The sequence below is a fragment of the Limimaricola litoreus genome (assembly GCF_024159025.1).
GTDB classification, from domain to species: Bacteria; Pseudomonadota; Alphaproteobacteria; order Rhodobacterales; family Rhodobacteraceae; genus Limimaricola; species Limimaricola litoreus.
The window spans coordinates 1-16,044 of record NZ_JAMYXC010000179.1 but is presented as its reverse complement, the minus strand read 5'-3'; the positions used below and the strand labels follow the sequence as shown (position 1 = coordinate 16,044).

The window sequence follows — 16,044 nt, the reverse complement described above, 5'->3', positions numbered from 1 at the left end:
GCTCGAGCGCGGGGCCGCGGCGATTCTCACCGATGCGGAGGGCGCGCGCATCGCTGCCCCCGCCCTGGCCGGAACCTCCGCCGCGCTCGTCGTCGCCGAAGAGCCGCGACAGGCGCTGGCCCGCGCCGCGGCGCTGTGGTTCGGGCCTGCGCCCGAGACGGTGATCGCCGTCACCGGCACCAACGGCAAGACCTCCGTCTCGACCTTCGCGCGGCAGATCTGGACCGCGCTGGGCCGCCGCGCCGTCAACCTCGGCACCACCGGGGTCGAGGGGGCCTGGACCCATCCGCTCAAGCACACCACGCCCGATCCGATCACCCTGCATCACGCTCTGGCACAGGCCGCGCGCGAGGGCGTGACCCATGTGGCGATGGAGGCCTCCAGCCACGGGCTCGACCAGCACCGGCTCGACGGGGTGATCCCGGCGGCGGCGGGTTTCACCAATTTCAGCCAGGACCATCTCGACTACCACGAGAGCTTCGAGGCCTATTTCGAGGCCAAGCTCGGCCTGTTCGACCGGGTGCTGCCCGAAGAGGGCGTCGTCGCCGCCAATCTCGACGATGCCAAGGGGGCGGAGATCGCGCGGCGCTGCGCGGCGCGGGGGCAGGAGGTGATCGGCGTCGGCCGGGCCGAGGGCGCGCGGCTGCGGCTTCTGGCCCAGCGCTTCGACGCGACGGGGCAGGAGCTGCGATTCGCCTGGCAGGGCACGGCGCGGATGTGCCGGCTCGACCTCGTCGGCGGGTTTCAGGCCGAGAACGTGCTTCTGGCCGCGGCGCTCGTCATCGGCGCGGGCGAGGACCCCGACGAGGTGTTCCGCGCGCTGCCCGAGCTGTCGACCGTGCGCGGCCGGATGCAGCTTGCCGCGCAGCGCGGCAACGGGGCCACGGTCTTCGTCGATTACGCCCATACGCCCGACGCGGTCGAGACCGCGCTCAAGGCGCTGCGCCCGCATGTGATGGGCCGCATCATCGCCATCGTCGGCGCGGGCGGCGACCGCGACCGCACCAAGCGCCCGCTGATGGGGGCGGCGGCGGCGCATCACGCCGATGCGGTGATCGTCACTGACGACAACCCGCGCAGCGAGGAGCCCGCCGCGATCCGCGCTGCCGTCATGCAAGGGGCGCGCGGCGTGGTCGGCGGGGCCGAGAGCGTCACCGAGACCGGCGACCGGGCCGAGGCGATCCTGCGCGGCGTCGATGCGCTGGGGGCGGGCGATGCGCTGCTGATCTGCGGCAAGGGGCACGAGACGGGCCAGATCGTCGGCGACGACGTGCTGCCCTTCGACGATGCCGAGCAGGCCTCGGTCGCGGTTTCGGCGCTGGAGGGCCACGCATGACGCTTTGGACCGCAGAGGACGCCGCCGCCGCCACGGGCGGGCGCGCGACGCGCGACTGGCACGCGACCGGCGTGTCGATCGACACCCGCACGCTGCGGCGGGGCGATCTCTTCGTGGCATTGGAAGCCGCGCGCGACGGGCATGATTTCGTGGCGCAGGCGCTGGAGAAGGGCGCCGCCGCGGCGCTGGTGAGCCGCATCCCCGAGGGTGTGGCCCCGGATGCGCCGCTTCTGGTCGTGGACGAGGTGCTCCTCGCGCTGGAACGGCTGGGCCGGGCCGGGCGGGCGCGCACGAAAGCCCGCGTCGCCGCGATCACCGGCTCGGTCGGCAAGACATCAACCAAGGAAATGCTGCGCGCAGCACTTACGGGGCAAGGCCGCGTCCATGCCGCCGAGGCGAGCTACAACAACCACTGGGGCGTGCCGCTGACATTGGCGCGGATGCCCGTCGACACCGATTACGCGGTGATCGAGATCGGGATGAACCATCCCGGCGAGATCGCGCCGCTGGCGCGCATGGCCCGCCCGCATGTGGCGATGATCACCACCGTCGCCGCCGTCCATCTCGAAGCCTTCGAGAATGTCGAAGGCATCGCGCATGAGAAGGCCGCGATCTTCGAGGGGCTGGAGCCCCATGGCTGCGCGGTGATCCATGGCGATCTCGATGTCAGCCCGATCCTGCGCGCCGCCGCGCAGGCGGCAGGGGCGCGAATCATCGGTTTCGGCGATGCCGAAGACAACGCTTTCCAGCTGCGCGAAGCGCAGATCCGGGGCGGCGTCACCCGCGGCCATGCACGGCTCGACGGCGAAGATGTCACGCTCGAGATCGCGAGCGAGGGGCGGCACTTCATGCGCAACGCTTTGGGCGTGATCGCCGTGGCGCAGGCCATGGGGGCCGACCGGGCGCGCAGCATCGTCGGTCTCGCCGCATGGGCCCCGCCCGCCGGGCGCGGCACGCGCGAGACGGTGGCGATAGATCCCGCGCGCGGCGACACGCTCGAGCTTATCGACGACGCCTTCAACGCCAACCCGACCTCGCTTTCGGCGGCATTGGCGGTGCTCGCGGCGGCCCGGCCCGGCGAAGGCCCGCCCCCCGGCCGCCGCGTCGCCGTGCTGGGCGACATGCTGGAGCTCGGCGCGAACGAGCGCGAGATGCATGCGGCCATGGCCGAGGATCCCTCCATGGCCGCGCTGGATGCGGTGCATTGCGTCGGCCCGCGCATGCGCGCCCTGCATGAAGCGTTGCCGCAGGCGCGGCGCGGTCTTTGGGCCGAGCGGGTCGAGGACCTGCTCGAAGAGGTGGCGCAGCTGGCCCGCGTCGGCGATGTCGTGCTGATCAAGGGCTCCAAGGCCAGCCGGGTCAGCCGCCTCGTTGACGCCATCCGCAAACTGGGGCAACGCAACCCCTCCGCCGACAAGAAGGCCTGACGCCCATGCTCTACCTGCTGACGCTGCTCTCGGATGGCGGTGATTTCTTCAACCTGTTTCGCTACATCACCTTCCGCGCGGGCGGGGCCTTTCTGACCTCGCTGCTGTTCGGCTTCCTGTTCGGCCCGCCACTGATCAACGTGTTGCGCCGCACGCAAGGCAAGGGCCAGCCGATCCGCACCGACGGGCCCGAGGGGCATTTCGTCAAGGCGGGCACCCCGACCATGGGCGGGCTCTTGATCGTCGGCGCTGTGATGACCTCGACCGTCCTCTGGGCGCGGCTCGACAACCCCTATGTGCTGATGGTGCTTTTCGTGACGCTGGGCTTTGCGCTGATCGGCTTTGCCGATGACTACGCCAAGGTCCGCAAGCAGAACACCGACGGCGTTTCGGGCAAGCTGCGGCTGTTGATCGGCTTCACCATCGCGGCCCTCGCCGGATGGTGGGCGGCGATGTATCACCCCGAGAACCTCACGGGCCAGCTCGCCTTTCCGGTCTACAACGAAATGCTGCTCAACTTGGGCATCCTCTTCGTGCCCTTCGCGATGATCGTCATCGTCGGTGCGGCCAACGCGGTGAACCTCACCGACGGTCTCGACGGGCTCGCCATCATGCCGGTGATGATCGCCGCGGGCGCCTTCGGCGTGATCGCCTATGCGGTGGGGCGCACCGACTTCACCGAATATCTGGGCGTGCACTACGTGCCCGACACCGGCGAGATCCTGATCTTCACCATGGGGCTGATCGGCGGCGGCCTCGGCTTCTTGTGGTACAACGCGCCCCCGGCGGCGGTCTTCATGGGCGACACCGGGAGCCTCGCGCTGGGTGGTGGCTTGGGCGCCATCGCGGTGGCGACAAAGCACGAGATCGTGCTGTCGATCGTCGGCGGGCTTTTCGTGGTCGAGGCGCTCTCGGTCATCGTGCAGGTGCTCTACTTCAAACGCACCGGCCGCCGGGTCTTTCTCATGGCGCCGATCCACCACCACTACGAAAAGAAGGGCTGGTCCGAGCCGCAGATCGTCATCCGCTTCTGGATCATCTCGCTGATCCTCGCGATGATCGGGCTCGCCACGCTCAAGCTGCGCTGAGCTTCACGGAGACATGCGATGATTCCCGTTCGCGGACATGAAAGCCAGACCATCGCCGTTCTGGGGCTGGGCCGATCGGGCCGGGCCACGGCGGCGGCGCTCAAGGCGGGCGGTGCGGATGTCGTCGCATGGGATGACGGCCCCTCGGGGCGCGAGGCCGCCGAGGCCGAGGGGATCGCGCTGCGAGACCTGACCCGCGCGAGCGCCTACGAGGGCGTGTCGCTGCTGGTCACCTCGCCGGGCATCCCGCATCTCTACCCCGCGCCGCACGCGGCCATCGCCGCCGCATGGGAGGCGGGCGTGCCGGTCGACAACGACATCGGCCTGTTCTTCCGCAGCTTTGCCGCCGAAGGCTTCGAATCCTTCGACACGCTGCCGCGCATCGTCGCCGTCACCGGATCGAACGGCAAATCGACCACCTCGGCGCTGCTGCACCACATCCTGACCGAGAACGGCAGGCCTGCGCAGCTGGCGGGCAACATCGGCCGCGGCGTGCTCGACCTCGAGCCGCCGCATGACGGCGAGGTGGTGGTGCTGGAGCTGTCGAGCTACCAGACCGAGCTTGCCCGCGCGCTGACGCCGGACATCGCGGTGCTCACCAACCTCTCGCCCGATCACCTCGATCGGCATGCGGGTCCGGGCGGCTATTTCGCGGCCAAGCGGCGGCTTTTCTCCGAAGGCGGGCCGGACCGCGCGGTGGTCGGCGTCGACGAGAACGAGGGCCGCTACCTCGCCAACCAGCTTGCCACGGGCATGTCGGACGACCGCGTCATCGCGATCTCCTCGGGCCGCAAGCTGACCGGGCCGGGCTGGAACGTCTTTGCGCGCAAGGGTTTCCTCTCGGAATACCGCAAGGGGCGGCAGGTCGCCTCGGTCGATCTGCGCGACGTCCCCGGCCTGCCGGGCGCGCACAACCATCAGAACGCCTGCGCCGCATGGGGCGTGGCGCGCGCGCTGGGGCTTGGCCCGCGCGGCATCGAGGCGGCCTTGCGCTCCTATCCCGGCCTGCCGCACCGCTCGCAGCGCGTGGCTGAAAAGGACGGCGTGGCCTTCGTCAACGACAGCAAGGCCACCAACGTCGATGCCGCCGCCAAGGCGCTCATGGCCTTCCCGCGCATCCGCTGGATCTGCGGCGGGCTGGAAAAGGAAGGCGGGCTGTCGGGGCTGGGCGAGGGGCTGAACCACGTCGCCAAGGCCTATGTCATCGGGCGCGAGGCCGAGGCCTTCGCGATGAAGCTCTCCGGTGTCGAGGCCGAGGTCTGCGGCACGATGGCGCGCGCGGTGGAGCGGGCCATGGCCGAGGCCGAGCCGGGCGAGACGGTGCTTCTGGCGCCCGCGGCGGCGAGCTTCGATCAATACGACAGCTTCGAGAAGCGGGGCGAGGATTTCGTCGCGCAGGTGCGCGCGCTGCTGTGATGGCACAGGTGCGCGACCGGCTCTGAGCCGCGCGGGGGCTCAGCCGCCCTGCGCGATCGCCGTGCCCGCGGCAAAGCCCGAGGCCCAGGCCCATTGGAAGTTGTAGCCGCCGAGCCAGCCGGTCACGTCTACGCATTCGCCGATGAAATGCAGCCCCCGCACCGATTTGGCCTCCATCGTCTTCGACGACAGCGCATCGGTGGACACGCCGCCAAGCGTCACCTCGGCCGTGCGATAGCCCTCGGTGCCCGAGGGCACCAGCCGCCAGTCGCGCAAGGCGGCGCAGAGCGCGTCGATGGCGCGGTCGGATTGGTCGGCCATGTTGCCCGGCATGGCGTGGTCTTCGGCCCAGGCCTCGACCAGCCGCGCGGGCAGGTGCTGCGCCAGCACCGTTTTCAGCGCCTTCTTCCCATCCGTGCGCCGCGCCGCGCGCAGGGCCTCGGCCAGCCGCCCGTCGGGGGCGAGGTCGATGCTTATCTCCGCCCCCTCGCGCCAGTAGGAGGAGGCCTGCAGGATCGCGGGGCCCGACAGCCCGCGATGGGTGAAGAGCAGCGCTTCTTCGAAGGAGGGGCTATCGGCCTGCGCCCTGACGGGGAGCGCCACGCCCGAAAGGCCCGAGAAGCGATCGGGAAAGGTCAGCGGCACGAGGCCGGGGCGGGTTTCCGTCACGGGCAGGCCGAACTGCTCGGCGATGCGGTAGGCAAGCCCCGTCGCCCCCATCTTGGGGATCGACTTGCCGCCCGTGGCGACGACCACGCGGGCGGCATGAAGCGTTTCGCGCCGGCCCGCGCGCTCGATCACGGCGCGAAAACCGCTTTCCTCGCGCGCGATCTCCACGAGAGCGGTCTGAAGCGACACCTCCGCCTCTGCCGCCTGCACCTCCGCCATCAGCATGGCGACGATCTGCGTCGCCTTGCCGTCGCAGAAGAGCTGGCCCAGCGTCTTCTCGTGCCATGCAATGCCATGGCTCTGCACGAGATCGAGGAAATCCCACGGCGAGTAGCGCGCCAGCGCGGATTTGTGGAAATGGGGATTCGCGCCGAGGAAGCATTCGGGCCCGGTGCGGGTATTGGTAAAGTTGCAGCGGCCGCCGCCGGAGATGCGGATCTTCTCGCCGGGGTTGCGCGCGTGGTCGATCACCAGCGCATCGCCCCCCGCATGCATGGCCGCGAAAAGCCCCGCGGCGCCCGCGCCGAGGACCAGTGTGTTGATATGCCGGGTCTTGTCCATGACTGCGACCTGCCGCTTTTCTGCCACGGGCTCAAGCCTTGGCGGCACCGAGACTGGACGTTATTTTCATGGTCAATCCGGCGATTTCGCGCTAGTGTGTCCCACAGACCCGCACAAAGCGGGCAGGGCAGAGGCAATCAGGCAGCAGGTTCATGACCGAAATGGTGCATGGGGCGGTTCCGGTACGGACCGTCGATCCAATTCTCCCGCGCTGGTGGCGCACCATCGATGTCTGGACCATGTCCTGCATCCTGTTGCTCTTCGCGATCGGCATCCTGCTGGGCCTCGCGGCCTCGCCGCCGCTGGCCTCGCGCAATGGGCTCGATCCCTTCTACTATGTCAGTCGACAGGCGTTTTTCGGCATGGTCTCGCTGGCGGTGATGCTCGGCATTTCGATGATGACGCCGCAGCTCGTGCGCCGGCTCGCGGTGCTGGGCTTCGCCGGGGCCTTTATCGCGCTGGCGCTGCTGCCGATCTTCGGCACCGATTTCGGCAAGGGCGCGGTGCGCTGGTATTCCTTCGGCTTCGCCTCCGTGCAGCCTTCGGAGTTCCTCAAGCCCGGCTTCGTCGTGGTCGCGGCATGGTTCATGGCGGCGGGGATGGAGCCATCGGGCCCTCCGGGGCGGATGTGGTCCTTCGCGCTCGCGATCACCATCGTGATGTTCCTCGCACTGCAGCCCGATTTCGGTCAGGCGGCGCTGGTGCTGTTCTCCTGGGGCGTGATGTATTTCGTCGGCGGCGCGCCGATGGTGCTTCTGGCGAGCCTCGCGGGCGCGGTCGTGCTCGGCGGCACCTTCGCCTACAACAACTCCGAGCATTTCGCCCGGCGGATCGACGGCTTCCTCTCCGCCGAGGTCGCCCCCAACACCCAGCTGGGCTATGCCACCAACGCGATCCGCGAGGGCGGCTTCTTCGGCGTCGGCGTGGGCGAGGGGCAGGTAAAATGGTCCTTGCCCGACGCGCATACCGATTTCATCATCGCGGTGGCGGCCGAGGAATACGGGCTGATCTGCGTCATGGTCATCATCGCGCTCTACGCCACCATCGTGGTGCGCTCGCTGCTGCGGCTGATGAAGGAGCGCGACACCTTCATCCGGCTCGCGGGCACGGGCCTTGCCTGTGCCTTCGGCGTGCAGGCGATGATCAACATGGGCGTGGCGGTGCGGCTTCTGCCGGCCAAGGGCATGACGCTGCCCTTCGTCAGCTACGGCGGCTCCTCGGTGATCGCCTCCGGCATCGCGCTGGGCATGCTACTGGCCTTCACCCGCACCCGGCCGCAGGGCGGCATCGGTGACATCCTGCTGCGACGGGGGCGCTGATGTCGGCGCCTCTTCTCGTCATCGCCGCCGGGGGCACCGGCGGGCACATGTTTCCCGCCCAAGCGCTGGCCGAGCTGATGCTCACCCGCGGCTGGCGGGTGAAGCTGTCCACCGATGCGCGCGGCGCGCGCTACACGCAGAACTTCCCCCGCGAGGTCGAGATCGAGCAGGTCGGCGCGGCCACCTTTGCGCGCGGCGGTCTCTCGGCCAAGGCGATGGCGCCCTTCCGCATCGGCGGCGGCGTTGCGGCGGCGGTGAGCCGGATGATGCGCGACCGGCCCTCGGTGGTGGTGGGGTTCGGCGGCTACCCGTCCATTCCGGCGCTGGCGGCGGCGACGATCCTCAAGCTGCCGCGCATGATCCACGAGCAGAACGGCGTGCTGGGTCGGGTCAACGCGCTTTTCGCGCGCCGCGTCCACGCGGTGGCCTGCGGCACATGGCCGACCGCGCTGCCCGACGGCGTCGAGGCGGTCCACACCGGCAACCCGGTGCGCCGCGCCGTGCTCGACCGGGCCGGTGCCGCCTATATTCCGCCGGGCGATTACCCGATGTCGGTGCTGGTGATCGGCGGCAGCCAGGGCGCGCGTATCCTGTCGGACGTGGTGCCGCCCGCGATCGCGGCGCTGCCGGCCGAGCTGCGCCGCCGGGTGCGGGTCAGTCACCAAGCGCGCGAAGAGGATGTGCAGCGCGTCTCGACCTATTACGCGGATGAGGGGATCGACGCCGACGTGCAGACCTTCTTTGCCGACGTGCCGACCCGGATGAGCGAGGCGCAGCTGGTGATCTGCCGCTCCGGCGCCTCGACCATCGCGGATCTGAGCGTCATCGGCCGCCCCGCCGTGCTCGTCCCCTTTGCCGCCGCCGCCGCCGACCACCAGACCGCCAACGCCCGCGGGCTGACGCAGGTCGGGGCCGCGATCCTGTTTCCGGAGAAGAAATTCCACGTCGAGGCGCTTGCCGAACAGATCGCGCTGGTGCTGGGCAACAGCGAAGGTGCCATGCGCATGGCCCATGCGGCACGCGATGCGGGCGTTCCCGACGCAGCGGAGCGGCTTGCGGGGGTTGTCGAACGCCTCGCGGATGGACAGAAGGGCACCGATTCTTGATGGACGGGACAAAGAGCATGAACGCCGCCACGAAACTGCCGCTCGATATCGGCCCGATCCATTTCGTCGGCATCGGCGGGATCGGCATGTCCGGCATCGCCGAGGTGCTGCTGAACCAGGGCTACAGCGTGCAGGGCTCGGATCTGAAGGGCTCGAAGATCACCGAGCGGCTCGAAACCTTGGGCGCGCGGGTCTTCATCGGCCAGTCGGGCGAAAACCTCGACGGTGCCGAGGTGGTGGTCATCTCCTCGGCGATCAAGCCGGGCAACCCCGAGCTGGACGAGGCGCGCCGGCGGGGCCTGCCGGTGGTGCGCCGGGCCGAGATGCTGGCCGAGCTGATGCGGCTGCGCTCCAACGTCGCCGTGGGCGGCACGCATGGCAAGACGACGACCACCACCATGGTGGCGACGCTGCTCGACGCGGGGCGCTTCGATCCGACCGTGATCAACGGCGGCATCATCCATGCCTACGGCTCGAACGCCCGGATGGGGCAGGGCGAATGGATGGTGGTCGAGGCCGACGAGAGCGACGGCACCTTCAACCGCCTGCCCGCGACCATCGCCATCGTCACCAACATCGATCCCGAGCACATGGAGCACTGGGGCTCGATCGAGGGGCTGCGCAAGGGCTTTCTCGACTTCGTGTCGAACATCCCCTTCTACGGCCTCGCCGTGTGCTGCACCGATCACCCCGAGGTGCAGGCGCTGGTGGGCCGCGTCACCGACCGCCGCGTCACCACCTTCGGCTTCAACGCACAGGCCGACGTGCGCGCCGCCAACCTGACCTACAAGGGCGGCGTGGCGCATTTCGACGTGGTGCTGCGCGCCGAGGACGCGGTGATCGAGGGTTGCACCCTGCCGATGCCGGGTGACCACAACGTCTCGAACGCTCTGGCCGCCGTGGCCGTGGCGCGGCATCTCGGGATGAAGCGCGAAGAGATCCGCGCGGCACTCGCCGCCTTCGGCGGCGTCAACCGGCGCTTCACCAAGGTCGGCGAATGGAACGGCGTCGCGGTGATCGACGATTACGGCCATCACCCGGTGGAGATCGCCGCCGTGCTGCGCGCCGCGCGGCAGGCGAGCGAAGGCCGGGTGATCGCGGTGCACCAGCCGCATCGCTTCACCCGCCTTGCCTCGTTGTTCGAGGATTTCTGCACCTGCTTCAACGACGCGGACGTGGTCGGCATTTCGGATGTCTATGCCGCCGGTGAAGAGCCGATCGAGGGGGCGGGGCGCGACGACCTGGTCGCCGGGCTGATCCGCCACGGCCACCGCCACGCCCATGCTGTCGATTCCGAAGAGGCGCTGGCCGATCTGGTGCGCAACGAGGCCAGGCCCGGCGATATCGTCGTCTGCCTCGGCGCGGGCACGATCAGCAGCTGGGCGGCGGCCCTGCCCGCGCGGCTGGAGCAGGGCAGGTGAGCGCGGCGCAGGCCCTGCCGCTTATGGCCGGCTGCCTGTGGCTGATCGCGGCGAACCTCGCCGCGATGCTGCCCTCGCGCGACAATCACCGCAGTTGCGCCACCGCGCTCGTGGTGATCGGCGTGCCGCTTCTGGGCTGGGCTACCTATGCGCTGGGGCCGATCGCGGGCGTGGGGCTGATGGCGGCGGGGGCCTCGGTGCTGCGCTGGCCGCTGAAGGCGGCGATGGAGCGGCTGTGGCGGCTGACGCAATGAGGGTCGCGGATGACCTTCCCTCCGTGCGCGGCCGGCTGACGCCCGATCGCGCGCTGGCCGACCTGACCTGGTTGCGCGTGGGCGGCCCGGCCGACTGGCTGTTCCAGCCCGCCGATCGCGAGGATCTGGCAGACTTCCTGCGCAATCTCGACCCCGAAGTGCCGGTCTTTCCGATGGGGGTCGGCTCGAACCTGATCGTGCGCGACGGCGGTGTGCGCGGCGTGGTGATCCGGCTGGGGCGCGGCTTCAACGGCATCGATATCGCGGATGACGGCACGGTGACGGCCGGGGCCGCGGCGCTCGATGCGCATGTGGCGCGCAAGGCGGCGCAGGCGGGGCGCGACCTGACCTTCCTGCGCACCATTCCCGGCGCGATCGGCGGGGCGGTGCGGATGAACGCGGGCTGCTACGGCGCTTACGTTGCCGATGCGCTGTGCGAGGTGACGGTGATCCGCCGCGACGGCAAGCTCGACGTGCTGCCCGCCTCCAGCTTGGAGCTGGCCTATCGCTCCAGCACGCTGCCCGAGGGCGCGGTGATCGTCGAGGCGGTGTTCGATGCGCCCGAAGGCGACCCCGAGGCGCTCGAGGCGCGCATGGCCGAGCAGATCGAGAGGCGCGACGCCAGCCAGCCGACCAAGGACCGCACGGCGGGCTCGACCTTCCGCAACCCGGCCGGGTTTTCCTCGACCGGGCGGACCGACGACAGCCACGAGTTGAAGGCCTGGAAAGTGATCGAAGAGGCGGGGCTGCGCGGCGCGCGGCTCGGCGGTGCGGTGATGAACGAAAAGCACGCGAATTTTCTCACCAACACGGGCGAGGCCACGGCGGCCGATCTCGAAACCCTTGGCGAGAAGGTCCGGAAAAGGGTTTACGAACATTCGGGGCTGACGCTAGAATGGGAAATCATGCTGGTCGGGGAACCGGGCGCGTGACAAGCGCATAATTCGAACCCTGCAAAGCGGGGCAGGCCCGGGGCGGGCCATAACAATGACGCGCCGTTCAGCGGCGCGCGGATGGGGCAGTGCGGGAATGTCGAGCGAGACACATCCCAAGGTTGTCGTGGTAATGGGCGGACCCTCGGCAGAGCGCGAGGTTTCCCTTTCCACGGGGCGCGAATGCGCGGCGGCCTTGCGGCAGGCGGGTTACGAGGTGATCGAGGTCGATGCGGGCCCCGACCTGATCGACCGACTGCGCGAGCACGCCCCCGATGTCGTCTTCAACGCCCTGCATGGCCGCTGGGGCGAGGATGGCTGCGTCCAGGGCCTGCTGGAATGGCAGCGCATCCCCTATACCCATTCGGGGGTGATGGCCTCGGCTCTGGCAATGGACAAGGAGGCGACCAAAGCGGTCTTCCGGGCCGAGGGGTTGCCCGTCGCCAAGAGCCTGCTGGCCAGCAAGGCCGAGGTCATGGCGGGCCATGTCCTGCCGCCGCCCTATGTGGTGAAGCCCTACAACGAGGGCTCCAGCGTCGGCGTCTACATCGTGGCCGAGGATGCCGCCGCACCGCCGCAGCTCTCCGATGACATGCCCGAAACGGTGATGGTCGAAGCCTTCCTGCCCGGGCGCGAGCTGACCGTCACGGTGCTGGGCGACCGCGCGCTCACCGTGACCGACATCGTCACGAGCGGCTGGTACGACTACGACGCCAAGTACAAGACCGGCGGCTCGCACCACGTGGTGCCCGCCGATCTGCCCGGGGAGATCTTCGAGGCCTGCCTCGATCACGCCCGCCGCGCGCATCGCGCGCTGGGCTGCCGCGGGCTGTCGCGCACCGATTTCCGCTGGGACAAGACGCGGGGCCTCGATGGGCTCGCGATTCTTGAGACCAACACCCAGCCCGGCATGACGCCGACTTCGCTCACGCCCGAGCAGGCCGAGAAGGTCGGCATTTCCTTTCCCGATCTGTGCCGCTTTCTGGTGGAGGATGCCTCGTGCGATCGCTGAAGGCGCTCTTGCGGCGCGAGCCGCGCTACGGCATGCGCCGCGATCCGGCGCCGACGCGCTGGGGCTATCGCTACCAGCGGCTGATGCTGACGCCGGCCTTCCGGTTCGGCATCCGCTTCGGCCTGCCGGTTCTCCTCGTCGCGCTGGTCGGTGGCATCTGGTTCGGTCAGGCCGACAACCGCGCCGCCTTTGCCGCCCGGATCGACGGGCTGAAGCTCATGGTGCAGCAGCGCCCCGAGTTCATGGTCGGCACGGTCGAGATCGAGGGCGCCGAGCCGGCGCTTGCCGCCGCGATCCAGGGCTTCCTGCCCGAGACCATGCCGATCTCCTCCTTCGACCTCGACCTGCCCGAGATCCGAACCCGCATCCGCGAGCTGACGGCCGTGGCCGACGCCACAGTCCGGGTGCAACCCGGCGGCACGCTGAGGATCGAGGTCACGCAGCGCGTGCCGGTCGCCGTCTGGCGCTATGTCGACGGGCTGCGGCTGGTCGATGCCGAAGGGGTGATGACCGGCATGATCGCGTCGCGCCCGGACCGCGCCGACCTGCCGCTGATCGCGGGCGACGGCGCGATCAGGAAGATCGACGAGGCGCTGGCGCTCTTCGCCGCCGCCGCCCCCGTGGCGGAACGGGTACGCGGGCTGGTGCGGATGGGCGAGCGGCGCTGGGATCTCGTGCTCGACCGCGGCCAGCGCATCCTTCTGCCCGCGAGCGGGGCGGTATCGGCGCTGGAGCGGGTGATGGCGCTCGACGAGGCCGAGGACATGCTGGCGCGCGACATCGCGGCGGTGGACATAAGAAACGAGGATCGGCCGACCATAAGGCTGACCGAGCAGGCGTTGGTGCGGCTTCGCCGCGTCAGCGATAACAACTAGGAACGGGGCAGGGACGAAACGATGGGGCAGCTCTACCAGACGCAGCGGGCGATGCGGCACATGCGCAAGGCGGCGATGCAGAGGGGCGTGATCGCCATTCTCGACGTCGGCACCTCCAAGATCGCCTGCTTGGTCCTGCGCTTCGATGGTGACGCGCCCGCGCTCGACGGCGTGGGTTCGATGGCCGGGCAGTCCAACTTCCGCATCATCGGCGCCGCCACCACCCGTTCGCGCGGCGTCTCCTTCGGCGAGGTCGCGGCCATGGCCGAGACGGAGCGCGCGATCCGTACCGCGGTGCAGGCCGCGCAGAAGATGGCCGGCGTGCGCGTCGATCACGTCATCGCCACGCTTTCGGGCGCGCGGCCCCGCAGCTACGGGCTCGACGGCGAGGTCGAGGTCGAGGCCGGGCAGGTCACCGGCAGCGACATCGGCCGCGTGCTCGCCGCCTGCGAGATGCCCGACTACGGCGATGGCCGCGAGGTGCTGCACGCCCAGCCCGTCAATTTCGCGCTCGACCACCGCTCGGGCCTTGCCGATCCGCGCGGCCAGATCGGCCAGCGGCTGACCACCGACATGCACCTGCTCACCGTCGACGCCACCGCGATCGAGAACCTGCTCTACTGCATCAAGCGCTGCGATCTCGAGGTCGCGGGGCTGGCCTCCTCGGCCTATGTCTCGGGCGTCTCGTCGCTGGTCGAGGACGAGCAGGAGCTGGGTGCCGCCTGCATCGACATGGGCGGCGGCTCGACGGGCATCTCGGTCTTCATCCGCAAGCACATGATCTACGCGGATTCGGTGCGCATGGGCGGCGATCACGTCACCTCCGACATCTCGATGGGCCTGCAGGTGCCGATGGCCACCGCCGAGCGGATCAAGACCTTCTACGGCGGCGTGGTCGCCACCGGCATGGACGACCGCGAGATGATCGAGATCGGCGGCGACACCGGCGATTGGGAGCACGACCGCCGCACTGTCAGCCGCGCCGAGCTGATCGGCATCATGCGGCCGCGAGTCGAGGAGATCCTCGAAGAGGTGCGCCAGCGGCTCGATGCCGCGGGCTTCGAGCATCTGCCCAGCCAGCAGATCGTGCTCACCGGCGGCGGCAGCCAGATCCCCGGCCTCGACGGTCTGGCAACACGCATCCTCGGCCAGCAGGTCCGGCTGGGCCGCCCCTTGCGGGTGCAGGGCCTGCCGCAGGCCGCCACCGGCCCGGCCTTTGCCGGATCGGTCGGATTGTGTCTCTTTGCCGCGCATCCGCAGGACGAGTGGTGGGACTTCGAAGTGCCCGCCGAGCGCCACTCGGCGCGGTCCTTCAAGCGGGCCTTCAAGTGGTTCAAGGACAACTGGTGATACGCAAAATGTCGCTCATCGGCCCGGTGGGGCGATATTCGCCGCTGCGGAAACCTCAAGAAATCAGTAAGAATGCCCGAGTTTCCCCGTGACGATGCGAGCGCGCGCGGATAGTTTGGCCAGATAATGGCAAATACGCCCGGCGGGACGGGCCAGATTCAGGACAGGCAGACAGCGATGGCACTCAACCTCTCTCTGCCGGGGCAGGAAGATCTCAAGCCCCGGATCACCGTCTTCGGCGTGGGCGGCGCTGGTGGCAACGCGGTCAACAACATGATCGAGAAGGAACTCGACGGTGTCGAGTTCGTGGTCGCCAACACCGACGCACAGGCGCTGCAGCAATCGCGCGCCGAAGCCAAGATCCAGATGGGCGTGAAGGTCACCGAAGGCCTCGGCGCGGGTGCGCGCGCCACCGTCGGTGCCGCCGCGGCCGAGGAATCGATCGAGGAGATCGTCGATCACCTCGCCGGCGCGCATATGTGCTTCATCACCGCCGGCATGGGCGGCGGCACCGGCACCGGCGCGGCCCCGATCATCGCCCAGGCCGCGCGCGAGCTCGGCGTGCTGACCGTCGGCGTCGTCACCAAGCCGTTCCAGTTCGAGGGCGGCAAGCGCATGAAGCAGGCCGAGGCCGGAGTCGAGGCGCTGCAGAAAGTGGTCGACACGCTGATCATCATCCCCAACCAGAACCTGTTCCGGCTGGCCAACGAGAACACCACCTTCACCGAGGCCTTCGCGCTGGCCGATGACGTGCTCTACCAGGGCGTCAAGGGCGTGACCGACCTGATGGTGCGCCCGGGCCTGATCAACCTCGACTTCGCCGACGTGCGCGCGGTGATGGACGAGATGGGCAAGGCGATGATGGGCACCGGCGAGGCCGATGGCGAGAACCGCGCGGTGCAGGCGGCCGAGAAGGCGATAGCGAACCCGCTGCTCGACGAGATCAGCCTCGAGGGCGCGCGCGGCGTGCTCATAAACATCACCGGCGGCTACGATCTCACCCTGTTCGAGCTCGACGAGGCGGCCAACAAGATCCGCGAAAAGGTCGACCCCGAGGCCAACATCATCGTCGGTTCGACGCTCGACACCGGCATGGAAGGCCGGATGCGGGTTTCGGTCGTGGCGACCGGCATCGATGCGCTCGTCAAGCCCGAGGACGTGCCCGTGCCGCGCCGCAAGATGAGCGAGCCGCTGCGCGAACGCGTCACTGCAGAGGACGAGGTCCCCGCCGCTCCGGTGCCGCCGCGCCGCGAGGCCCAGCAGCCCGCGCCCCGCGCC

The 16,044-nt window shown here is 69.5% G+C and carries 14 protein-coding genes; 13 read left to right on the top strand and 1 reads right to left on the bottom strand.

The features are described from left to right. The 4 genes from NHG85_RS11770 to murD all read left to right on the top strand — a co-directional run. The coding region (locus tag NHG85_RS11770; protein ID WP_253332603.1) for a UDP-N-acetylmuramoyl-L-alanyl-D-glutamate--2,6-diaminopimelate ligase at positions 1-1,336 on the top strand (1,336 nt) is incomplete at its 5' end. Continuing rightward, positions 1,333-2,763: a UDP-N-acetylmuramoyl-tripeptide--D-alanyl-D-alanine ligase gene (locus NHG85_RS11765; protein WP_253332601.1), complete on the top strand. Its 1,431-nt coding sequence runs from the start codon at positions 1,333-1,335 to the stop codon at positions 2,761-2,763. The genes NHG85_RS11770 and NHG85_RS11765, both read left to right, overlap by 4 nt. 5 nt (positions 2,764-2,768) lie before the next feature. Continuing rightward, the gene (gene mraY / locus NHG85_RS11760) at positions 2,769-3,851 is read left to right on the top strand and encodes a phospho-N-acetylmuramoyl-pentapeptide-transferase (protein ID WP_253332599.1); all 1,083 of its coding nucleotides are present in this window, start codon (positions 2,769-2,771) and stop codon (positions 3,849-3,851) included. A gap of 18 nt (positions 3,852-3,869) precedes the next feature. After that, on the top strand, positions 3,870-5,267 hold the full coding sequence (murD, locus tag NHG85_RS11755; protein WP_253332597.1) for a UDP-N-acetylmuramoyl-L-alanine--D-glutamate ligase: 1,398 nt from the start codon (positions 3,870-3,872) through the stop codon (positions 5,265-5,267). A gap of 39 nt (positions 5,268-5,306) precedes the next feature. On the opposite strand, the gene NHG85_RS11750 is transcribed toward murD, so the two are convergent. Beyond that, complete coding sequence (locus tag NHG85_RS11750; RefSeq protein WP_253332595.1) at positions 5,307-6,497, bottom strand: BaiN/RdsA family NAD(P)/FAD-dependent oxidoreductase; 1,191 nt, start codon at positions 6,495-6,497, stop codon at positions 5,307-5,309. A 152-nt stretch (positions 6,498-6,649) separates the two neighbouring features. On the opposite strand from NHG85_RS11750, the gene NHG85_RS11745 reads away from it, so the two are divergent. The 9 genes from NHG85_RS11745 to ftsZ form a co-directional block, all read left to right on the top strand. Beyond that, the gene (locus NHG85_RS11745) at positions 6,650-7,816 is read left to right on the top strand and encodes a peptidoglycan glycosyltransferase FtsW (RefSeq protein ID WP_253332593.1); all 1,167 of its coding nucleotides are present in this window, start codon (positions 6,650-6,652) and stop codon (positions 7,814-7,816) included. Further along, positions 7,816-8,922 carry a UDP-N-acetylglucosamine--N-acetylmuramyl-(pentapeptide) pyrophosphoryl-undecaprenol N-acetylglucosamine transferase gene (locus tag NHG85_RS11740; protein WP_253332591.1) on the top strand — a complete coding sequence of 369 codons (1,107 nt, stop codon included), beginning with the start codon at positions 7,816-7,818 and terminating at the stop codon, positions 8,920-8,922. The genes NHG85_RS11745 and NHG85_RS11740 overlap by 1 nt, the downstream gene beginning before the upstream one ends. 17 nt (positions 8,923-8,939) lie before the next feature. Then, a complete protein-coding gene (gene murC, locus NHG85_RS11735; RefSeq protein WP_253332589.1) occupies positions 8,940-10,343 on the top strand; it encodes a UDP-N-acetylmuramate--L-alanine ligase in 1,404 nt (467 codons plus the stop codon). Continuing rightward, positions 10,340-10,597, top strand: a complete 258-nt coding sequence (locus tag NHG85_RS11730) for a DUF2484 family protein (protein ID WP_253332587.1) — start codon at positions 10,340-10,342, stop codon at positions 10,595-10,597. Before murC ends, NHG85_RS11730 begins: the two co-directional genes overlap by 4 nt. After that, positions 10,594-11,529 carry a UDP-N-acetylmuramate dehydrogenase gene (gene murB, locus NHG85_RS11725; RefSeq protein ID WP_253332586.1) on the top strand — a complete coding sequence of 312 codons (936 nt, stop codon included), beginning with the start codon at positions 10,594-10,596 and terminating at the stop codon, positions 11,527-11,529. The genes NHG85_RS11730 and murB overlap by 4 nt, the downstream gene beginning before the upstream one ends. Before the next feature lie 97 nt (positions 11,530-11,626). Next, positions 11,627-12,541, top strand: a complete 915-nt coding sequence (locus NHG85_RS11720) for a D-alanine--D-alanine ligase (protein ID WP_253332584.1) — start codon at positions 11,627-11,629, stop codon at positions 12,539-12,541. Beyond that, positions 12,529-13,416 carry a cell division protein FtsQ/DivIB gene (locus NHG85_RS11715; RefSeq protein ID WP_253332582.1) on the top strand — a complete coding sequence of 296 codons (888 nt, stop codon included), beginning with the start codon at positions 12,529-12,531 and terminating at the stop codon, positions 13,414-13,416. Before NHG85_RS11720 ends, NHG85_RS11715 begins: the two co-directional genes overlap by 13 nt. 21 nt (positions 13,417-13,437) lie before the next feature. Beyond that, positions 13,438-14,766 (top strand): cell division protein FtsA, encoded by a 1,329-nt coding sequence (gene ftsA / locus NHG85_RS11710; RefSeq protein ID WP_253332580.1) that lies wholly within the window; start codon positions 13,438-13,440, stop codon positions 14,764-14,766. A gap of 177 nt (positions 14,767-14,943) precedes the next feature. Continuing rightward, positions 14,944-16,044, top strand: a 1,101-nt coding sequence (gene ftsZ, locus NHG85_RS11705) for a cell division protein FtsZ (RefSeq protein WP_253332578.1), incomplete at its 3' end; no start/stop codon positions are given.

What these genes read in the sequence shown, in the direction of transcription:
- NHG85_RS11765 (WP_253332601.1), top strand. Translation starts at nt 1,333, where the DNA reads ATGACGCTTTGGACCGCAGAGGACGCCGCCGCCGCCACGGGCGGGCGC.
- mraY (WP_253332599.1), top strand. Translation starts at nt 2,769, where the DNA reads ATGCTCTACCTGCTGACGCTGCTCTCGGATGGCGGTGATTTCTTCAAC.
- murD (WP_253332597.1), top strand. Translation starts at nt 3,870, where the DNA reads ATGATTCCCGTTCGCGGACATGAAAGCCAGACCATCGCCGTTCTGGGG.
- NHG85_RS11750 (WP_253332595.1), bottom strand. Translation starts at nt 6,497, where the DNA reads ATGGACAAGACCCGGCATATCAACACACTGGTCCTCGGCGCGGGCGCC.
- NHG85_RS11745 (WP_253332593.1), top strand. Translation starts at nt 6,650, where the DNA reads ATGACCGAAATGGTGCATGGGGCGGTTCCGGTACGGACCGTCGATCCA.
- NHG85_RS11740 (WP_253332591.1), top strand. Translation starts at nt 7,816, where the DNA reads ATGTCGGCGCCTCTTCTCGTCATCGCCGCCGGGGGCACCGGCGGGCAC.
- murC (WP_253332589.1), top strand. Translation starts at nt 8,940, where the DNA reads ATGAACGCCGCCACGAAACTGCCGCTCGATATCGGCCCGATCCATTTC.
- murB (WP_253332586.1), top strand. Translation starts at nt 10,594, where the DNA reads ATGAGGGTCGCGGATGACCTTCCCTCCGTGCGCGGCCGGCTGACGCCC.
- NHG85_RS11720 (WP_253332584.1), top strand. Translation starts at nt 11,627, where the DNA reads ATGTCGAGCGAGACACATCCCAAGGTTGTCGTGGTAATGGGCGGACCC.
- ftsA (WP_253332580.1), top strand. Translation starts at nt 13,438, where the DNA reads ATGGGGCAGCTCTACCAGACGCAGCGGGCGATGCGGCACATGCGCAAG.